Annotated in this window: 16 protein-coding genes, 1 tRNA gene, 1 pseudogene and 1 other annotated feature; all 18 genes and pseudogenes read right to left on the bottom strand. The window is 54.5% G+C overall.

Annotation, left to right across the window (positions count from 1 at the left end; genetic code table 11):
- Window positions 1-5 precede the first annotated feature (5 nt).
- Window positions 6-1,166 (bottom strand): ABC transporter substrate-binding protein, encoded by a 1,161-nt coding sequence (locus D5270_RS06775; protein ID WP_330587424.1) that lies wholly within the window; start codon window positions 1,164-1,166, stop codon window positions 6-8.
- Window positions 1,163-1,978: an ABC transporter permease gene (locus tag D5270_RS06770; RefSeq protein ID WP_161472272.1), complete on the bottom strand. Its 816-nt coding sequence runs from the start codon at window positions 1,976-1,978 to the stop codon at window positions 1,163-1,165. The genes D5270_RS06775 and D5270_RS06770 overlap by 4 nt, the downstream gene beginning before the upstream one ends.
- Window positions 1,975-2,802 carry an ABC transporter permease gene (locus D5270_RS06765; RefSeq protein ID WP_161472271.1) on the bottom strand — a complete coding sequence of 276 codons (828 nt, stop codon included), beginning with the start codon at window positions 2,800-2,802 and terminating at the stop codon, window positions 1,975-1,977. Before D5270_RS06765 ends, D5270_RS06770 begins: the two co-directional genes overlap by 4 nt.
- On the bottom strand, window positions 2,792-3,943 hold the full coding sequence (locus D5270_RS06760; protein ID WP_161472270.1) for an ABC transporter ATP-binding protein: 1,152 nt from the start codon (window positions 3,941-3,943) through the stop codon (window positions 2,792-2,794). Before D5270_RS06760 ends, D5270_RS06765 begins: the two co-directional genes overlap by 11 nt.
- Before the next feature lie 338 nt (window positions 3,944-4,281).
- Window positions 4,282-4,632 carry a Trp biosynthesis-associated membrane protein gene (locus D5270_RS06755; RefSeq protein ID WP_161472269.1) on the bottom strand — a complete coding sequence of 117 codons (351 nt, stop codon included), beginning with the start codon at window positions 4,630-4,632 and terminating at the stop codon, window positions 4,282-4,284.
- A 228-nt stretch (window positions 4,633-4,860) separates the two neighbouring features.
- Window positions 4,861-5,241, bottom strand: a complete 381-nt coding sequence (gene rplL / locus D5270_RS06750) for a 50S ribosomal protein L7/L12 (protein ID WP_161472268.1) — start codon at window positions 5,239-5,241, stop codon at window positions 4,861-4,863.
- A gap of 84 nt (window positions 5,242-5,325) precedes the next feature.
- Window positions 5,326-5,862, bottom strand: a complete 537-nt coding sequence (gene rplJ, locus D5270_RS06745; protein WP_166543379.1) for a 50S ribosomal protein L10 — start codon at window positions 5,860-5,862, stop codon at window positions 5,326-5,328.
- A gap of 20 nt (window positions 5,863-5,882) precedes the next feature.
- Window positions 5,883-6,070 (bottom strand) — a sequence feature (ribosomal protein L10 leader region).
- 209 nt (window positions 6,071-6,279) lie between these two features.
- Entirely contained in the window at window positions 6,280-7,179 is a 900-nt protein-coding gene (locus D5270_RS06740) for a hypothetical protein (protein ID WP_166543378.1), read from the bottom strand.
- A 349-nt stretch (window positions 7,180-7,528) separates the two neighbouring features.
- Window positions 7,529-7,604 (bottom strand) — tRNA-Pro (locus D5270_RS06735).
- Window positions 7,605-7,747: 143 nt separating this feature from the next.
- A complete protein-coding gene (leuS, locus tag D5270_RS06730) occupies window positions 7,748-10,279 on the bottom strand; it encodes a leucine--tRNA ligase (RefSeq protein ID WP_166543377.1) in 2,532 nt (843 codons plus the stop codon).
- Window positions 10,280-10,493: 214 nt separating this feature from the next.
- Window positions 10,494-10,634, bottom strand: a complete 141-nt coding sequence (locus D5270_RS17235; protein WP_442858596.1) for a hypothetical protein — start codon at window positions 10,632-10,634, stop codon at window positions 10,494-10,496.
- Between the two features lie 87 nt (window positions 10,635-10,721).
- Entirely contained in the window at window positions 10,722-11,276 is a 555-nt protein-coding gene (locus D5270_RS06725; protein ID WP_166543376.1) for a DUF2441 domain-containing protein, read from the bottom strand.
- Window positions 11,273-11,788 (bottom strand): hypothetical protein, encoded by a 516-nt coding sequence (locus D5270_RS06720; RefSeq protein ID WP_166543375.1) that lies wholly within the window; start codon window positions 11,786-11,788, stop codon window positions 11,273-11,275. The genes D5270_RS06725 and D5270_RS06720 overlap by 4 nt, the downstream gene beginning before the upstream one ends.
- Window positions 11,778-12,722: a ribosome silencing factor gene (gene rsfS, locus D5270_RS17110; RefSeq protein WP_166543374.1), complete on the bottom strand. Its 945-nt coding sequence runs from the start codon at window positions 12,720-12,722 to the stop codon at window positions 11,778-11,780. The genes D5270_RS06720 and rsfS overlap by 11 nt, the downstream gene beginning before the upstream one ends.
- 3 nt (window positions 12,723-12,725) lie before the next feature.
- Complete coding sequence (gene nadD / locus D5270_RS06710) at window positions 12,726-13,328, bottom strand: nicotinate-nucleotide adenylyltransferase (protein WP_166543373.1); 603 nt, start codon at window positions 13,326-13,328, stop codon at window positions 12,726-12,728.
- Window positions 13,325-13,621 carry a YhbY family RNA-binding protein gene (locus tag D5270_RS06705; protein WP_166543606.1) on the bottom strand — a complete coding sequence of 99 codons (297 nt, stop codon included), beginning with the start codon at window positions 13,619-13,621 and terminating at the stop codon, window positions 13,325-13,327. The genes nadD and D5270_RS06705 overlap by 4 nt, the downstream gene beginning before the upstream one ends.
- Window positions 13,622-13,628: 7 nt before the next feature.
- The gene (rdgB, locus tag D5270_RS06700; protein ID WP_166543372.1) at window positions 13,629-14,204 is read right to left on the bottom strand and encodes an RdgB/HAM1 family non-canonical purine NTP pyrophosphatase; all 576 of its coding nucleotides are present in this window, start codon (window positions 14,202-14,204) and stop codon (window positions 13,629-13,631) included.
- 313 nt (window positions 14,205-14,517) lie between these two features.
- Window positions 14,518-15,420: pseudogene (ftsY, locus tag D5270_RS06695) on the bottom strand (signal recognition particle-docking protein FtsY); the annotation flags it as partial.
- Window positions 15,421-15,427 lie beyond the last annotated feature (7 nt).

Raw genomic sequence — 15,427 nt, 5'->3', positions numbered from 1 at the left:
ATATTCTACGCCAGCTCTCTTTTCCTCTTACGCCTTTTATAAACAATTATGGCAATATATACCCCCAGGAACCCCAGGATTATCGCCACCAGCACCGCCGACTCACCCGGGCCGCCCATCTTCACCTCTGCCCAGAGCTGGTCCACCTGCTTTGACGTCTCCCCCGGCAGGTTTACAAAAATCTGCGTGCGGGCTATGGTCTCCGCATCCGGGTAGTGCAAGGGGCTCTCAGCCACCTCCGGGTCCAGATACTCCCGGGCCGCCGTCTCAGGCGTGGAGTAGCCCACATAGTCCATATTGGCCCCGGATATCTCAGGCTCACACAGGAAGTTGATGTACTCCTCAGCCTCCCGCTTATGGCTGGCGGTCTTTGGCACGCACATTGCGTCCACAAAGAAGTTTGTTCCCTCCTTTGGCACGGCGAAGTCTATGTCCTCTGAGTTGTCCACCAAAATTGCCGCGTCCCCGGCATAATATGGCGCTATCCACGCCTCGCCGCTCTCCATCTTGTCAAAGATTTGGTCCATAACATAGGCCTGCACCAGGGGCTTCTGGGCCTTGAGAAGGTCCGCCGCCGCCCGCCACTCCTCAGGGTCCGTGGTGTTCACGTCCTGGCCCAGCAGGAACTGGGCTATGGCAAAGCTGTCCCGAGGGTTGTCAAACATGAGTATCTTCCCGGCATATTCATCGTTCCACAGGCTCTCCCAGCTGGTGACCTCGTCAATATACCGGGTATTATAGAACACCCCCACCACGCCCCAGGTGTACGGCACAGAGTATTTCTCCTCAGGGTCATACCCCGGGCTCCTGAACTGCTCGTCAATATACTGATAGTTCGGGATATTCTCATAGTCCAGCGGGAGCAGCATTCCCTCGTCAATCAGCCTTGACACCATATAGTCCGAGGGCACTATCACGTCGTAATCCGCGCCCCCGCCCACCAGCTTGGAGTACAAAGACTCGTTGCTGTCAAAGGTAGTATAGTTCACCTTGATTCCCGTGCGCCTGGTAAACTCAGCGTTTATATCCATCGAGCCGTCCGTGCCGTTGGCGATGTACTCCCCCCAGCTGTATACATTTATAGTCACATCCGGGTCGTATTCAGCAGCCGCGGCCCCAGGCGCCAGCAGGAGCATAGCCAGCAGTAAAGCAAAAATCCTTTTCACCCCTGCCCGCCCCCTTTCCCGGCCCGCTCCCCGCTGTTTGAGGAGCGCACGTTCACAATAATAAGCAGCACCATCACCGCCGCGAACATCACTGTGGAGAGGGCGTTTATCTCCGGGCTCACCCGCTTGCGGGTCATGGAGTAGATGTAAATTGGCAGCGTCTGGGTAGTTCCGCTGGTGAAATAGCTTATTACAAAGTCGTCTATAGACAGCGTAAAGGCCATAATCATCCCGGTGACTATCCCCGGCATTATCTCCGGCAGCACCACCTTAAAGAAAGCCTTTACCGGAGGGCACCCTAAATCCTGGGCCGCCTCATACAGCGCCGGGTCCATCTGCCTGAGCTTTGGCAGCACCTGGAGTATCACATAGGGCAGGCAGAAGGTGATATGTGCCGCAATTATAGAGCCCATCCCCAGGCTCCTTCCGCCGAACACCCCCACCGCAAACACGAAAAGCAGCATCATGGACACGCCTGTTACTATCTCCGGGTTAACCATCGGGAAATTGGTAATATTCATCATCACTCTTTTGGGCAGCCGCTTTAAAGAGTTTATCCCGATAGCCGCCATGGTCCCCAGCACCGTGGAAGCCGCAGCCGCAGCTACCGCTATTATCAGCGTGTTCCTCAGTGCCTCCAGTATCAGCCTGTCCTCAAATAGCTTCTCATACCATTTCAGGGAGAAACCGCTGAACACCGTCCGGCTGGCGGTCTCGGTATCGTTAAAGGAGAACACTATCAGCACCAAAATAGGCGCGTATAGGAAGAGGAATATCAAGAAGGTGTAAAGCCTGCCTACTGTACGGCTCATAGCATTATACCCCCTTTCCCGCTGTCCTCCCCGTCATCAAACTGGTTCATAATGCCCATACAGATAAGGATTATCACCATTAGCACCAGTGAGATGGCTGAGCCCAGGTTGGGGTTATAGGCGCTGCCCAGAAACTGCATATCTATAAGGTCGCCTATAAGCAGGTTCCCCCCGCCGCCCAGCATTTTTGAGATGATAAAGGTGGAGACCGCCGGCACAAACACCATTGTAACCCCGCTTATCACCCCGGGCATACTCATGGGCACCACCACTTTCAGGAACACCTTGCTATCGCTGGCCCCCAAATCCTGTGCAGCCTCTATCACGCTCTGGTCTATCTTCGTCAACACACTGTAGAGGGGAAGCACCATATACGGTATATAGTTGTACACCATCCCCAGCACTACAGCACCCGCAGTGTTTATCATATGCACCTTCGGCATCCCCACAGCGTTCAGCGCCGCGTTTATCAGCCCGTTATCCTCAAGGAGTGTCATCCAGGCATAGGTCCGAAGGAGGAAGTTCATCCACATGGGCAGCATTACCAGCATGACCATCACACTCTGGCGCTTCGCCGGGAGCTTTGCGATTATGTACGCCAGGGGATAGCCCAGCACCAGGCATATAGCCGTCGCCACCGCCCCCAGCCAGATGGAGCGCAGGAACACGTTTGAATACTGCCCCACGCTGAGTATATTCTCAAGTGTAAAGCTCCCCTGCTTGTCGGTAAATGCAAAGTACGCCACAAGCACCATGGGCAGCACTATAAATATGGTCATCCACACAGTATATGGGGCCGACAGGAGCTTGGAGTTAGTCTTCATCCCCAACCACCTCCTGCTGCGCCTCCTCGGTGGCGATGATATCCTCCTCCATCTCGTCGGAGAAGGTGCTGTAGTCGCCGAACATGCCGGAGTATTCCGATTTCCCCATAACATGTATATCGTCCGGCGTCAGCGACAGGCCTATCCGGTCCCCCACAGCCCTGTAGTCCGTGGACTGTATCATCCACTTAAACCCGGCCACGTCCACGATTATCTCGTAATGCACCCCCTTAAAGGTGACATTTGTAACCTCACCGGTGATATGGGTGGAGTCCGGCGCAACTACGTCGATGTCCTCAGGGCGTATTACCACATCTACCGGGGTGTTGTTTCCGAAGCCCTTATCAAGGCACCTGAACTTATGCCCGGCAAACCTGACCTCAAAATCCTCCAGCATCAGGCCATCGAGGATATTTGACTCGCCGATAAAGTCCGCCACAAAAGCGTTTTCAGGCTCATTATAGATGTCCGTAGGCATGCCAATCTGCTGGATATTCCCCCCGTCCATCACGACCACCCGGTCAGACATAGACAGCGCCTCCTCCTGGTCGTGGGTGACAAAGACGAAGGTTATCCCCGTCTGCTGCTGAATCTTCTTCAGCTCCACCTGCATATCCTTGCGGAGCTTCAAATCCAGCGCCGACAAGGGCTCGTCCAACAGCAGGACCTTCGGCTCGTTTGCCAGGGCCCTTGCCATGGCCACCCGCTGCTGCTGCCCGCCGGAGAGCTGCCCAATGCCCCTATGGGCGTAGCCCGAGAGGTTCACCATTGAAAGCATCTGGTGCACGGTCTCCTTCACCTCACGCTCGCTCCTGCCCTTCAGCCTCATGCCGAAGGCAATATTGTCATAGACATTCAGGTGTGGGAACAGGGCATACTTCTGGAAGATGGTGTTCACCTCCCGCTTATGGGGGGGCAGGGCTGTGATGTTTTCGCCATAAAAAAAGACGTCCCCCGCGTCCGGCTTAATAAAGCCGCCGATGGTCCTGAGCACGGTGGTCTTGCCACAGCCGGAGGGTCCCAGCAGGGTGAGGAACTCGCCGTCGTGGATGTCAAGGCAAAAGCTTGACAGCACCTGCTCGCCGTCGTAGGAAACGGTGATGTCTTTAAGCGAAATGATAGTGCTGTTTGGATTGTTCATCTTGGGTGCATCCCCTTTGCGAAAAAATTAGTTGCGTGTCTTTCGTTATTCACAACATAACCCAGCCCGGACGGTCACCCGCTGCCTCCCGCAAAGGATTTTAGGTCCTCCCCATACCTGGGGCAGGCCGGAGCAGCGTAAACCGGGCCGCTTTTATAGCCGTGACCTCCTGAACGCACGGCCGTTTTCAGATGCAAACGCAATACCCTTACTATACGAAAAAAGCGGCATTTTGTCAAGACTTATTTTTACAGGGGACTCTCCCTCCCAAAAACCAAAAATCGGACCGGCAGTTACGCCGGCCCAATTCGAGGTAAAATATGAAAGGACGAAAACCCTTATACGCGAAGTTTTAGTGCCTCAGACACCGCCCTCCGGGGCCTTGAGCGCCTACGCTCCTGTGCCCGCTGGCTGGTGCGCCTGGCCTTTGCTATCATCAGCCAGCCCGCCGCAGGTATGAGCAGGATGAAGATAAAGCCCCCCATGCTTGCGAAGAACGGTATACCCTGCTGGCCTGTAGCCGGCGCGGAGAGCTCCTGCACCTGCTGCCGGCTGTGCAGCTCCTCCATGTACTTGTCGGCGGCAGCCTGGGGGCTGTCCTGGGTCATAGCGCTCAGCACAGCTACCAACGCCAGCGTCCCCGCCAGCACCAAGAGAAACGATATCAGAAACCTTGCCTTCTTACCCATATTATGTCCTCCCGCCATCCCTTTGACGGCCCGATTATGTCTATTGAAAATTACATTTTAATCTCAAGTGTTACAATTTGGTTACATTATAGCTCCATTTTTCTGAAAAAGCAAGTGTTATTTGAAAGATTCACAATTTGTTCACAACTACGGTAAAATAAAGCAGGCCGGATGTGTTTGACTTCCGACCTGCTACTATATACAGTATACCTTGCCTGCTGGCCTATCTTACTTCAGCTCAACCTCAGCGCCGGCCTCGGTCAGCTTGGTCTTCAGAGCCTCGGCGTCGTCCTTGGAGATGCCCTCCTTAACAGCCTTGGGAGCGCCGTCAACCAGCTCCTTGGCCTCCTTCAGGCCAAGGCCGGTGGCTTCCTTAACAACCTTGATGACGTTAATCTTGTTGGCGCCGGGGGCCTTCAGGATAACGTCAAACTCGGTCTTCTCCTCAGCAGCGGGAGCGTCGCCGGCAGGGGCGGCAGCCACGGCAACAGCGGCGGGAGCGGCAGCGGACACGCCGAACTCCTCCTCCAGGGCCTTTACCAGCTCGGAAAGCTCCAGAACGGTAAGAGCCTTTACTTCTTCAATCAGGTTTGTTACTTTCTCAGACATTGTAATTTCCTCCAATTTTTATAGTTGTTTTCTAGCTATTCATACAAAAACCTTGTAGCTTTACAAGAAACTCAGGCACAAAACTTATGCACCCTGCTTCTCCGCGATAGCGTTCAGCGCTATCACCAGGCCGCGCATTACGCCGCTGCACACATTGGCGAAGCCCTGGATGGGCCCATTCAGGCCGCCAAGCACCTGGGCCACCAGAACCTCCTTGGGAGGCAGCTTTGCAAGCTGGTCGATACCCTTCGCGTCAACCGCGCCGCCGTCGATAAAGCCCGCCTTAATGGCAAACTTCCCTGTGGGGTTGGCCTTTACGTAGTCGGCAAAAATCTTGGGGGCCTCGGTGTAACCCTTGTCGCTGTAGGCAATAGCCGTGGCGCCGTTGAGCACCTCGTCCAGCCCGTCAATACCCGCCTCCTTAAAGGCGCGGGACAGCAGGGTGTTCTTGACCACCTTGTACTCACAGCCGGCCTCGCGCAGCTGCTTGCGGAGCTTTGTGTCCTTCTCAACGCTGATGCCGGTATAGTCCACCAGCACGCCTACGTTAGCCGCCTTAAAAGCCTCGCTGAGCTCAGCCACCTGCTGCTTCTTCTGCTCTAAAATCTTCTCGCTGGGCAAATTCTTTCACCTCCGTACTCAAAATCAAATGAAAACGCCTTTCCGGGGAAAGACCGCGGAAAGGCGCGAAACGCTGGATAAACGGCACAGCCGCATGGGCTGCACCCGAAATCAAACGCTCATCTTTCCTCGGCAGGCCGGAAACATCCGTTTCAGCTCCCGGTACCCCGGGCGCACCTGCTGTCTATGGTCTGACAGCTGTAATATTATAGCATATCTTGTGCCGTGTGTCAAGCCCCTTATTTCCCCAAAACCTGGTTTTGCCAGTCAGACAGAAAAAGCTTGCCCGGCACAGACAAAAAGAGTTGGCTTTGCCAACTCTCACGCCGCTGGTCGGAGTGGAATTATATGACTTAAAGAAATGCAGTAATATCAACGGTTTACTGGCCGTCAATAAGAGGGTTTATCTGAGTTTTATCACAAACCACTTGAAATAATGTTATACAAAAAATTTGCCAATACGCTTAAAGCCAAAGTTCCAATAATACCTATTAACCACTTAATTTTACTGGTGCGTGTTTTATAATCTTCTGAAGACACTCCAAAGTCAAAAACGAAAGGATAATAAGAATAAATTTTCTTCCTAATTTTTTTGGACATAAGTACAAAAAATACAACAAGCGTTATTAAAAGCGCAATTACAATAAAAGGTCGTACTCCATTTGAAACGTCTTCGCTTTGTTGTAATTGTAGAAGCGTGTCTAACTTTTGAGAAATATCTTTAGATGAAACAGCATTATTGATAATTTCCTGTCGATTGCTTGGTCCCTTTTTTAAAAGGAGCGAAGTAAACGAAGATATAATCAGAAAAAACATCATAACAGACATAAAACCCAAGGGCGTTATTCTCTTTAAAATTCTAACCAGCCATCGATGCTTATGGGAAATGATTGTATTGGTAATATAAGCATCTAATTCATTGAAAAGCAATTCGCTTATATCGCGGTCTTCTCCTTTAACTCCTAAAGAAATACTCTTAAAAAACATGAATCCCATATCAAATGTTTCTGAGCCTTCACAACTATTAAATTCTATTTCATAATTTAAACCGGAGCCCGCAAATAAATAATCTTTGCATGAAATTTTCAAACTTGTTATGCGGACTCTGCCACAATTATCTTCTTTAAAAAGATCGTTAATATCATTAGTTTTACGCTCATAATCATCTAAACGTTTATACTTATAAATGGGATCATATTCAGAACTAGCATTTTCAATCCTTCTATTCTCTATAATTTCAATAATCTTCCGAATATGCTGCTCTTGCAGTATAAAGGGTTCACACCATTCTTTTGAGGGCGTATACATGTTGTTCACCTCTATGTTACTATCAATTCAATTATTCGTTTGCAATAAGTTTACAATAGATTTGATTTAAAGTCAATTAATTTCCGAATAAGTATAAAAGCCTTGCATAACCACCTAAATCTCGAGAAAGAAGGTGAGTCCAATAAGGACTCACTTTTGGTTGTGTTTCATCAACACTTTAGATGCACCCATTCAGAGCAGTCCCCGTCCCGCCCGTAGGCGACAATTTCAATTGTCCCGCAGGGACACGAACCTCTTCACTTTTCACTATTACCTATTCCCTCCAAAAATCATTCCCGGAGATAGTGAAGAGTGAAAAAGTAAAATCGACAAGCCTCTGTCGAAACTCGTCGATTTTTGGTCGGAGTAGGGAGACTCGAACTCCCGGCCTCAGCATCCCAAATGCCGCGCGCTACCAACTGCGCTATACCCCGATATTTCATGCCCCCTTTACAGGGGCTTTACTATTATATATGATAAAAGCCGGGGTGTCAACCGTGTCCCGCGAAAATTTTAGAAAATACAGAAATATTTCCAGATAAAAACCCCCGGCTCCAAACCGGGGGTCTTATCTCTATTACTTTGTCACAAGGTTTACCAGCTTGCCGGGCACATATATCTCCTTGACTATGTCCTTGCCCGAGAGCTCAGCGGCTATCTTTTCCTCGGCCTTTGCCGCGGCAATAACCTCCTCCTTGCCCATATCCGCGGGCACGTTTATCCTGGAGCGGACCTTGCCCTTTATCTGCACTACAATCTCAATCATGCTGTCCTTGGTCTTGGCTTCATCATACTTGGGCCAGGCCTGTTCGCAGGCCATGCCCCCGCCCAGCTTACAGGCCTCCCAGACCTCCTCGGTGACATGGGGCGCAAATGGGTTCAGCAGCAGGGTGAACACCCTCAGCTCCTCCCGAGTTATCCCCTTACCGTTCTGGCCTATCTCGTTTATAAGGGCCATAAGGGTAGCGATAGCGGTGTTGAACTTCAGTGTCTCTATATCCTCGCCCACCTTCTTTATGGCCTTATGGAAGGAGGCCTCAAGCTCCGGGCTGATACTGTCGCTGCCGGTGACATTGTCCTGCAGAGCCCAGTATCTGTCCACAAGCCTCCTGCACCCCTTCATGCCTGCCGTGCTCCAGGGGGCGGCCTTCTCAAAGTCACCTATGAACATCTCATAGAGGCGCACAGTGTCCGCGCCCACCTCCTCCACCAGGCCGTCGGGGTTTACCACGTTGTTGAGGGACTTGCTCATCTTGACAATGGGGTGGTCGGCCATTTCGCCGTACTGCTCCCTAAGGGCCGCCTGGGCCTTCTCACGGCTGCCGTATTCCTCAAGCATTTTCTTCTGCTCAGCCGCCGGCAGGTTCTGGAAATTATGGGGGTTTAAGCCCAGTATCATGCCGTGGCTGGTGCGCTTGGCATAGGGCTCCGGCGTAGGCGTAACGCCGATATCATAGAGGAACTTATGCCAGAAGCGGCTGTACAGCAGGTGCAGGGTGGTGTGCTCCATGCCGCCGTTGTACCAGTCCACCGGGGACCAGTATTCAAGGGCCTCCTTAGAGGCCAGCGCCCCGTCATTGTGTGGGTCCATATACCTTAGGAAGTACCAGGAGGAGCCCGCCCACTGGGGCATTGTGTCCGTCTCTCTCTTGGCGGGTCCGCCGCAGCAGGGACAGGTGGTGTTCACCCACTCGGTCATCTTAGCCAGGGGCGACTCGCCTGTGTCCGTGGGCTCATAGCTCTCCACCTGTGGCAGCTTCAACGGCAGCTCGCTCTCAGGGATGGGCTGCCATCCGCACTTCTCACAATACACCATGGGGATGGGCTCGCCCCAGTACCTCTGGCGGGAGAATACCCAGTCCCGGAGCTTATAGTTCACTTTCGCGTGGCCTATGCCCTTCTCCTCCAGGAACCCGGTTATCTTGGCTTTAGCTTCTTCAACGCTCAGGCCGTCCAGAATCCCGGAGTTCACCATCACTCCGGTCTCACAGTCCGTAAACGCGGCCGCCTGTACGTCGCCGCCCTTTACCACCTCTATAATGGGCAGCCGGAACTTCTTGGCAAAATCCCAGTCCCTGTCGTCGTGGGCGGGCACAGCCATAATTGCCCCGGTGCCGTAGCTTACAAGCACGTAATCCGAGATAAAAACCGGTATCTCCCCGCCGGTCACCGGGTTTATAGCGGTGACCCCCTGGAGCCTCACGCCAGTCTTCTCCTTGGCGACCTCCGTGCGCTCAAAGTCTGACTTCCTTGCCGCCTGCGCCTGGTACTCCCTCACCTCCTCCATATTGGTGAGCTTACCGGCCCACTTCTCTATATAGGGGTGCTCCGGGGAGATGACCATATATGTCGCGCCATAGAGGGTATCCGGCCTGGTAGTATAAATCGTCAGCTTATCCCCTGCGCTGGTCTCAAAGTCAACCTCCGCGCCGGTGGAGCGGCCTATCCAGTTCTTCTGCTGTGTGCGCACCCGCTCGGGATAGTCCACCAGCTCCAAATCGTCTATAAGCCGCTGGGCGTACTCGGTGATTTTCAGCATCCACTGGCTCTTCACCCTGTGGACCACCTCGCTGCCGCAGCGCTCGCATACGCCGTTGACGACCTCCTCATTTGCCAGCACACACTTGCAGCTTGTGCACCAGTTGACATTCATCTCCTTCTTATAGGCCAGCCCATGCTTATAGAGCTGTAAAAATATCCACTGGGTCCACTTATAATATTCCGGGTCGATAGTGCTTATCTCCCGGCTCCAGTCAAAGGAGATTCCAAGGGACTGTATCTGGCTCTTATACCTTGCGATATTCTGCCGGGTAATCCCCTCCGGGTGCACATGGTTTTTTATGGCGTAGTTTTCAGCGGGCAGGCCGAAGGCGTCCCAGCCGATGGGGTACAGCACATTATACCCCTGCAGCCGCCGCTTCCTAGCCACCACGTCCAGACCGATATATGGCCTTGGGTGCCCCACATGCAGGCCCGCTCCCGATGGATAAGGGAATTCGATAAGCGCGAAAAACTTCTCCTTATCAGACTCGTTGGAGGCGTGGAACACCCCCTTTTCCTCCCATTTTTTCTGCCATTTGGACTCCGCAGCCCTGTGGTCGTATTTCATCCTGTATCATCCTTCCTTATAAATTTCACCCCCGCTCTGGGGACGGGCGGCAGAAGAAAAGCCTCGGACGCTAACAAAAGCATCCGGGGCGAAAAATTACAAATCTCGCGGTACCACCCGTGATTTCGGAACACGCTCACACATGTCCCCTCATAGCCTCAAACAAGGCTGGGCCAATAACGCCGCCACGCGTCCCAAACCTACTAAGCGAAGCCTAAGACAGGCGTGCCTTTGGGTAGGGAGACTCAGGGACCAGTATACGCGCCGCGCCCCCTGCCTGCTCGCACCCTCCGCAGGCTCTCTGAAAAGCGGCCCCCGGCGCCTTCTTCCCATCACAGTCTTTAACTATTTTCATGATTATACACTACTCCGCGGAGTTTGTCAAGCTGCAAATAGATGGAGACCGGAACGCCGCGGCAGTCCCCTGCCCCGGGCCCCTTCTCTATGGAATATTCCTGTTTATCTCCCGGACAATCTCTGCCACCTCGATGTCTCCGTCCACCAGCAGCTCCTTGACCGGCCTGCCCGCGCTATTCGGCCCATTGAGCCAGTAGTTCCTGGCAAGCTCCAGGTTCCGCTCCCTGTCAGGCGTGCCGTCAAAGCAGTTGCAGGCATCCCCCGCAAATATCCTGCCCCGGACAGTCAGCCTCACTATACTGTAGGTGGGCCGCTGGCAGTCCCCGGCGAAAAACTCCGCCCAATCCTCCGCCTCCTTCAGGGTCTCGGAGACATACAGGCAGGCCATCCTGGACGGGTACTGCGGAAAGGACTCCTTTCGCACCTGCTCCATTGCAAGCTCCCTAAGGGCCACCGCCGTGTGGTGCTCCAGCTCCACACCATTGAAGGCCCTGGGGTCGGCGTATATTTTCTCCACCATCCCCAGCTTGTCCATAACCCGGGTATACACCCCGCTGTGCCCTGTGCCCTCAAACAGTATGAGCTTGCCCGGCTTCATGGGCCGCTCCGTCACTACATGGTAAAATTCCCTTTCCGTCATAAATCCTTCCCTGCCGCCTCGTACTTCATCAAAAACCTGTGCTCCTCCTCCATCAGCCGCTCTATCTCCGGGATGTCCTCCCTGGAAATATCCGGTATTGCCAGGGCCTTCGCCCCACAGTAATACCGCTTGCTGCCGTCGGGGAGCTCATAGGTATACAGCCGCTGCTCTATCGGGCCCTTGCAGAAGTCCTCGCCATTTTCCATACAGCCCGGGGCCTTATAGTTTTCCCCGCCCAGGACCTTTTTCACTATCTCCCCAAAGCGCTCCGAGTACCCCTTGCAGGCCGAAAACCTCAGGGCGAAATACAATTCCCCCTTTTTGTCATGGCCTATCTTCACCAGCTGCTTATTATGCTCCTTGCAGGTGAACACTATTGCAGCCCTCTGCTTTTTCGGGCTGTACCCCATGCCCGACAGGTGAGATATAAGCTCCATATAAACGTCCCTGGCCGAAGGGTCCAGCGGCTCCAAGAGGCTCTCTACCAGCTCCCGCTGCTTCTCAGTCCTCATTACAAATATCCTGCCACTTCATTTTTTCCCCGTCGGACCACAGCCTGTCTATACTGTAAAAATCCCTGCCCTCCTGGGTGAATATGTGCACCACAACATTATTATAGTCCATCAGCACCCAGTTGTCCGAGCGGTAGCCCTCCACCCTCAGGGGCTCAACCTTCCTCATCTTCAGCTTCTCCTCCAGCTCGTCGGAGAGGCTGTGCATATGTGTGCTGCTGCGCCCGCTGGCTATGACGAAATAATCCGCAAGGCTCGTAATGTCGTCTATCTTTATCACTACGATGTCCTCCGCCTTCTTTTCGTCCAGGAGCCTGGCCGCGTTCTTTGCAATCTCATAGCCTTCCATCTGCTTAATCCTTTCTCTTTCCTCCAGTATCCATACCGCCTCATTATAAGCGTCAATGGACCTGGGCTCCATAGTCATACGCTCCCCCATGCGCTCCTGCATGGTGAAGGTAATCCCCTCAACCATCGCCTCCTCAAGGCTGCTCTCAGCGTCCATCCTCATCTCCTCAACGCCATCATAGTCCCGGTCGTCGGAGATATAGTCCGCCACAAAGAGCACCTTGTCCAAAACAGTCATTCCGGCCTTGCCGCCGGTATGGCAGGCAATGGCGTCCAGAACCTCCCTGTCGGAGACCCCCAGAACGTGCTCAGCGTAGGCCGCGCCGGATATGGCGTGCCAGAGCTTCGTGTTGCGCCGCTGGGCCTCTGTGAGTATTATACCAGACTGCTCTATGATTTTCAACTGTTCCCCAGGCTCCGTGTCCTTCATCACGTCGTGGAGTATCCCCGCAAGCCGCGCCTTCTCCACGTCCGCGCCGTATTTCTCCGCAAGCCGTGCCGCGCACTCAGCCACGCACTGGCTGTGGTAGAACCTGCCCTCGCTCAGCCGCTCCTTTACCCTCGGCTCATATTCCTCAAGCTTCATAATTTATATACCTCCATATATCCTCTTCTCCCTGATATACCGCGCCACGCCATCAGGCACAAGCCCGGATATATCCCCGCCGGCCCCGGCAAGCTCCCTCACCCTAGTTGACGACACATCCAGAAACGGTATATCCTCCACCCTGCACCTTGCACCCAGCTCAATGAGCTCCCGCTCCTTCCCAAGCAGCCGCCCAAGGCCCTCGGGACTTCTGGGGGAGGCGCAGAGCACCGCCAGCCGGAGTATCGTCCCCGCGTCGTGCCATCTGTCCACCGTCAGGAACATGTCCTCCCCCATGAGGAAGTACATCTCGTCCCCGGGGCAGAGCCTATGGAGCTCTGTCAGTGTGTCGCTTGTATAGCTTTTCCCCGGGCGCTCCAGCTCCATAGGGCTTACCTCAACTATGCGAAGCTCTCTTGTGGCTATCCTGCACATCTCCAGCCTGTCCTCAGGAGCCGCAAGGTCCTCCGCCGCCTTATGGGGGGGCGTGCCGTCGGGGATGAGCAGCACCTTCTGTAGCTCCAGCCGCTTTATGAACTCCCTTAAAATATGCAAATGCCCCAGGTGTATGGGGTTAAATGTCCCGCCGTAAACCCCTATTCTCATTTGGGCAGCTTTATTTTAGGCTCTTTCGGGTCCGGCTTATAGAGCACAAACCGGCTGCCTATCACCTGGACGACCTCGCTGCCTGTGGCCCCCGCTATCTCCTCGGCGGCCTCCCTGGGCGAGCTGGGGCAGGTCTCCGGCAGCACCCGGCCCTTTATGAGCTCCCGCTTTTTCAGAGCGTCCCCGGCCTCCTTAAAGACCTCCGGGCCCAGCCCCGCCTTGCCCACATAGAGTATCGTATCCTCGTTTACGGCCAATGAGCGCAGATACGCCCGCTGCTTGCTTGTCAAAATATATCCCTCATTTCTCAGTTTTCCCAAGGTATTCCCTCAGCTTCCTCTCAAATTCCGCAAAGGCATGCCCCCTATGGCTGCGCTCGTCCTTCTCCTCTGCACTCAGCTCCCCGAAGGTGACCTCCCCCTGCTGGAAGATGGAGTCGTAGCCAAAGCCGTTCTCACCCCGGCTCTCAAAGGCTATTTTGCCAAAGCACTTCCCCTCGGCCTCTATCCTGTCGCCGTTGGGGAACACACAGCATACCGCGCTCACAAAGTGGGCCCCCCGCTGCTCCTCCGGCACGCCCTTAAGCTTCTCCAGCACAGTCAGCCTTCTCTTTCCCGGCTCGGCGAACCTTGCCGAGTATATCCCCGGCGCGCCGTCCAGATAGTCCACGCACAGCCCGGAGTCGTCCGCAACAGCCGGCAGGCCGGTCTCCCGGCAGGCGGCCTCTGCCTTTATAAAGGCGTTCTCCCTAAAGGTAGTCCCGGTCTCCTCTGGCTCCTCAATGTCCATGGTCACGGCCTCTATGCCCATGGGCTCCAGCAGCCGCTGGAACTCTACGAGCTTTCCCTTATTATGTGTCGCTATAACATATTTCATGAAATCACCCTCCTCTATATTACCGCTCACGCTTCTCAGCCGTGAGCAGCAGATTCCTCACAAGCCTCTGGTCGTCCCTGTCAAGCTCCCTGTCGTCCCGCCAGGACCTGAGCTCCGGCAGCATATCCCGGACGCCCTCATTTTCATCCAGCCGCGCCATAAGCGCCTCGGCAAACCGCCTGAAGCGGGCGTGCCTCTCCTCAGGGCTCTCGGCTTCAGCAGGCACCGGCTCCGGCTCAGCTTGGGCGGGCTCTTCCCGGACCTCCACGGCCTCCTGTACGGCGGCAGGCTCCGCCGCCTTCGGCTCCTCCATATTAAAGAGCCCCGCCGCAAATGCCCCGGGGTCAAAGGGCTGCAAATCGTCTATCTGCTCCCCAACGCCGATAAACTTTACCGGCAGGCCCAGCTCCCTTTTTATTGGCAGCACCACGCCGCCCTTCGGGGTGCCGTCCAGCTTTGTGAGCACGATTCCGGTTATCCCCGCCGCGCCCATGAACTCCCTGGCCTGGTTTACGGCGTTCTGCCCTGTAGCCGCGTCCAGCACCAGCAGGTTTTCCCTGTCACAGCCGGGCAGCTCCCTATCGATTATCCTGGAAATCTTGCCCAGCTCGTCCATAAGGTTTTTCTTATTGTGCAGCCTGCCCGCCGTGTCGCAGATGACCACATCGCAGCCCCGGGCCTTCGCGGCGGCTATGGTGTCGAACACCACCGCGGCCGGGTCCGAGCCCTCACCCTGCTTTATCATAGGCACCCCTGCCCGCTGTGCCCATACCTCAAGCTGCTCTATAGCTGCCGCCCTGAATGTGTCGGCGGCGCCAAGTATCACAGACTTCCCCTGGACCTTCAGCATTGCCGAGAGCTTGCCTATAGCCGTGGTCTTGCCCACGCCGTTCACGCCTATCACCAGTATCACCGAGGGCTTTGTGTCTGTATGCAGGGAGCAGTCCCCGGAAAGCATCTCCGCCACTATCCCCTGCAGCTCGTCCATAATCAGCGCCGGGTCCGTGATACCCTTCTCCTTTATCACCCTTCTCAGCTCCCCGGTGATAAACTCCGCGGTGTCCATGCCCACGTCCCCCATGACCAGAAGCTCCTCCAGCTCCTCAAAAAGCTCCTCGTCAATCCTGGTGAACGAGTTCACCATCTGGGCTATCTGCCCGGATATGCTGTCCCGGGTCTTTTTAAGGCCCTGCCGTATTTTTTCAAAGATTCCCATAATGACT

The sequence above is a fragment of the Acutalibacter sp. 1XD8-36 genome, assembly GCF_009917525.1.
Lineage (GTDB): Bacteria > Bacillota > Clostridia > Oscillospirales > Acutalibacteraceae > Acutalibacter.
This window is presented reverse-complemented; position numbering and strand designations above follow the sequence as displayed.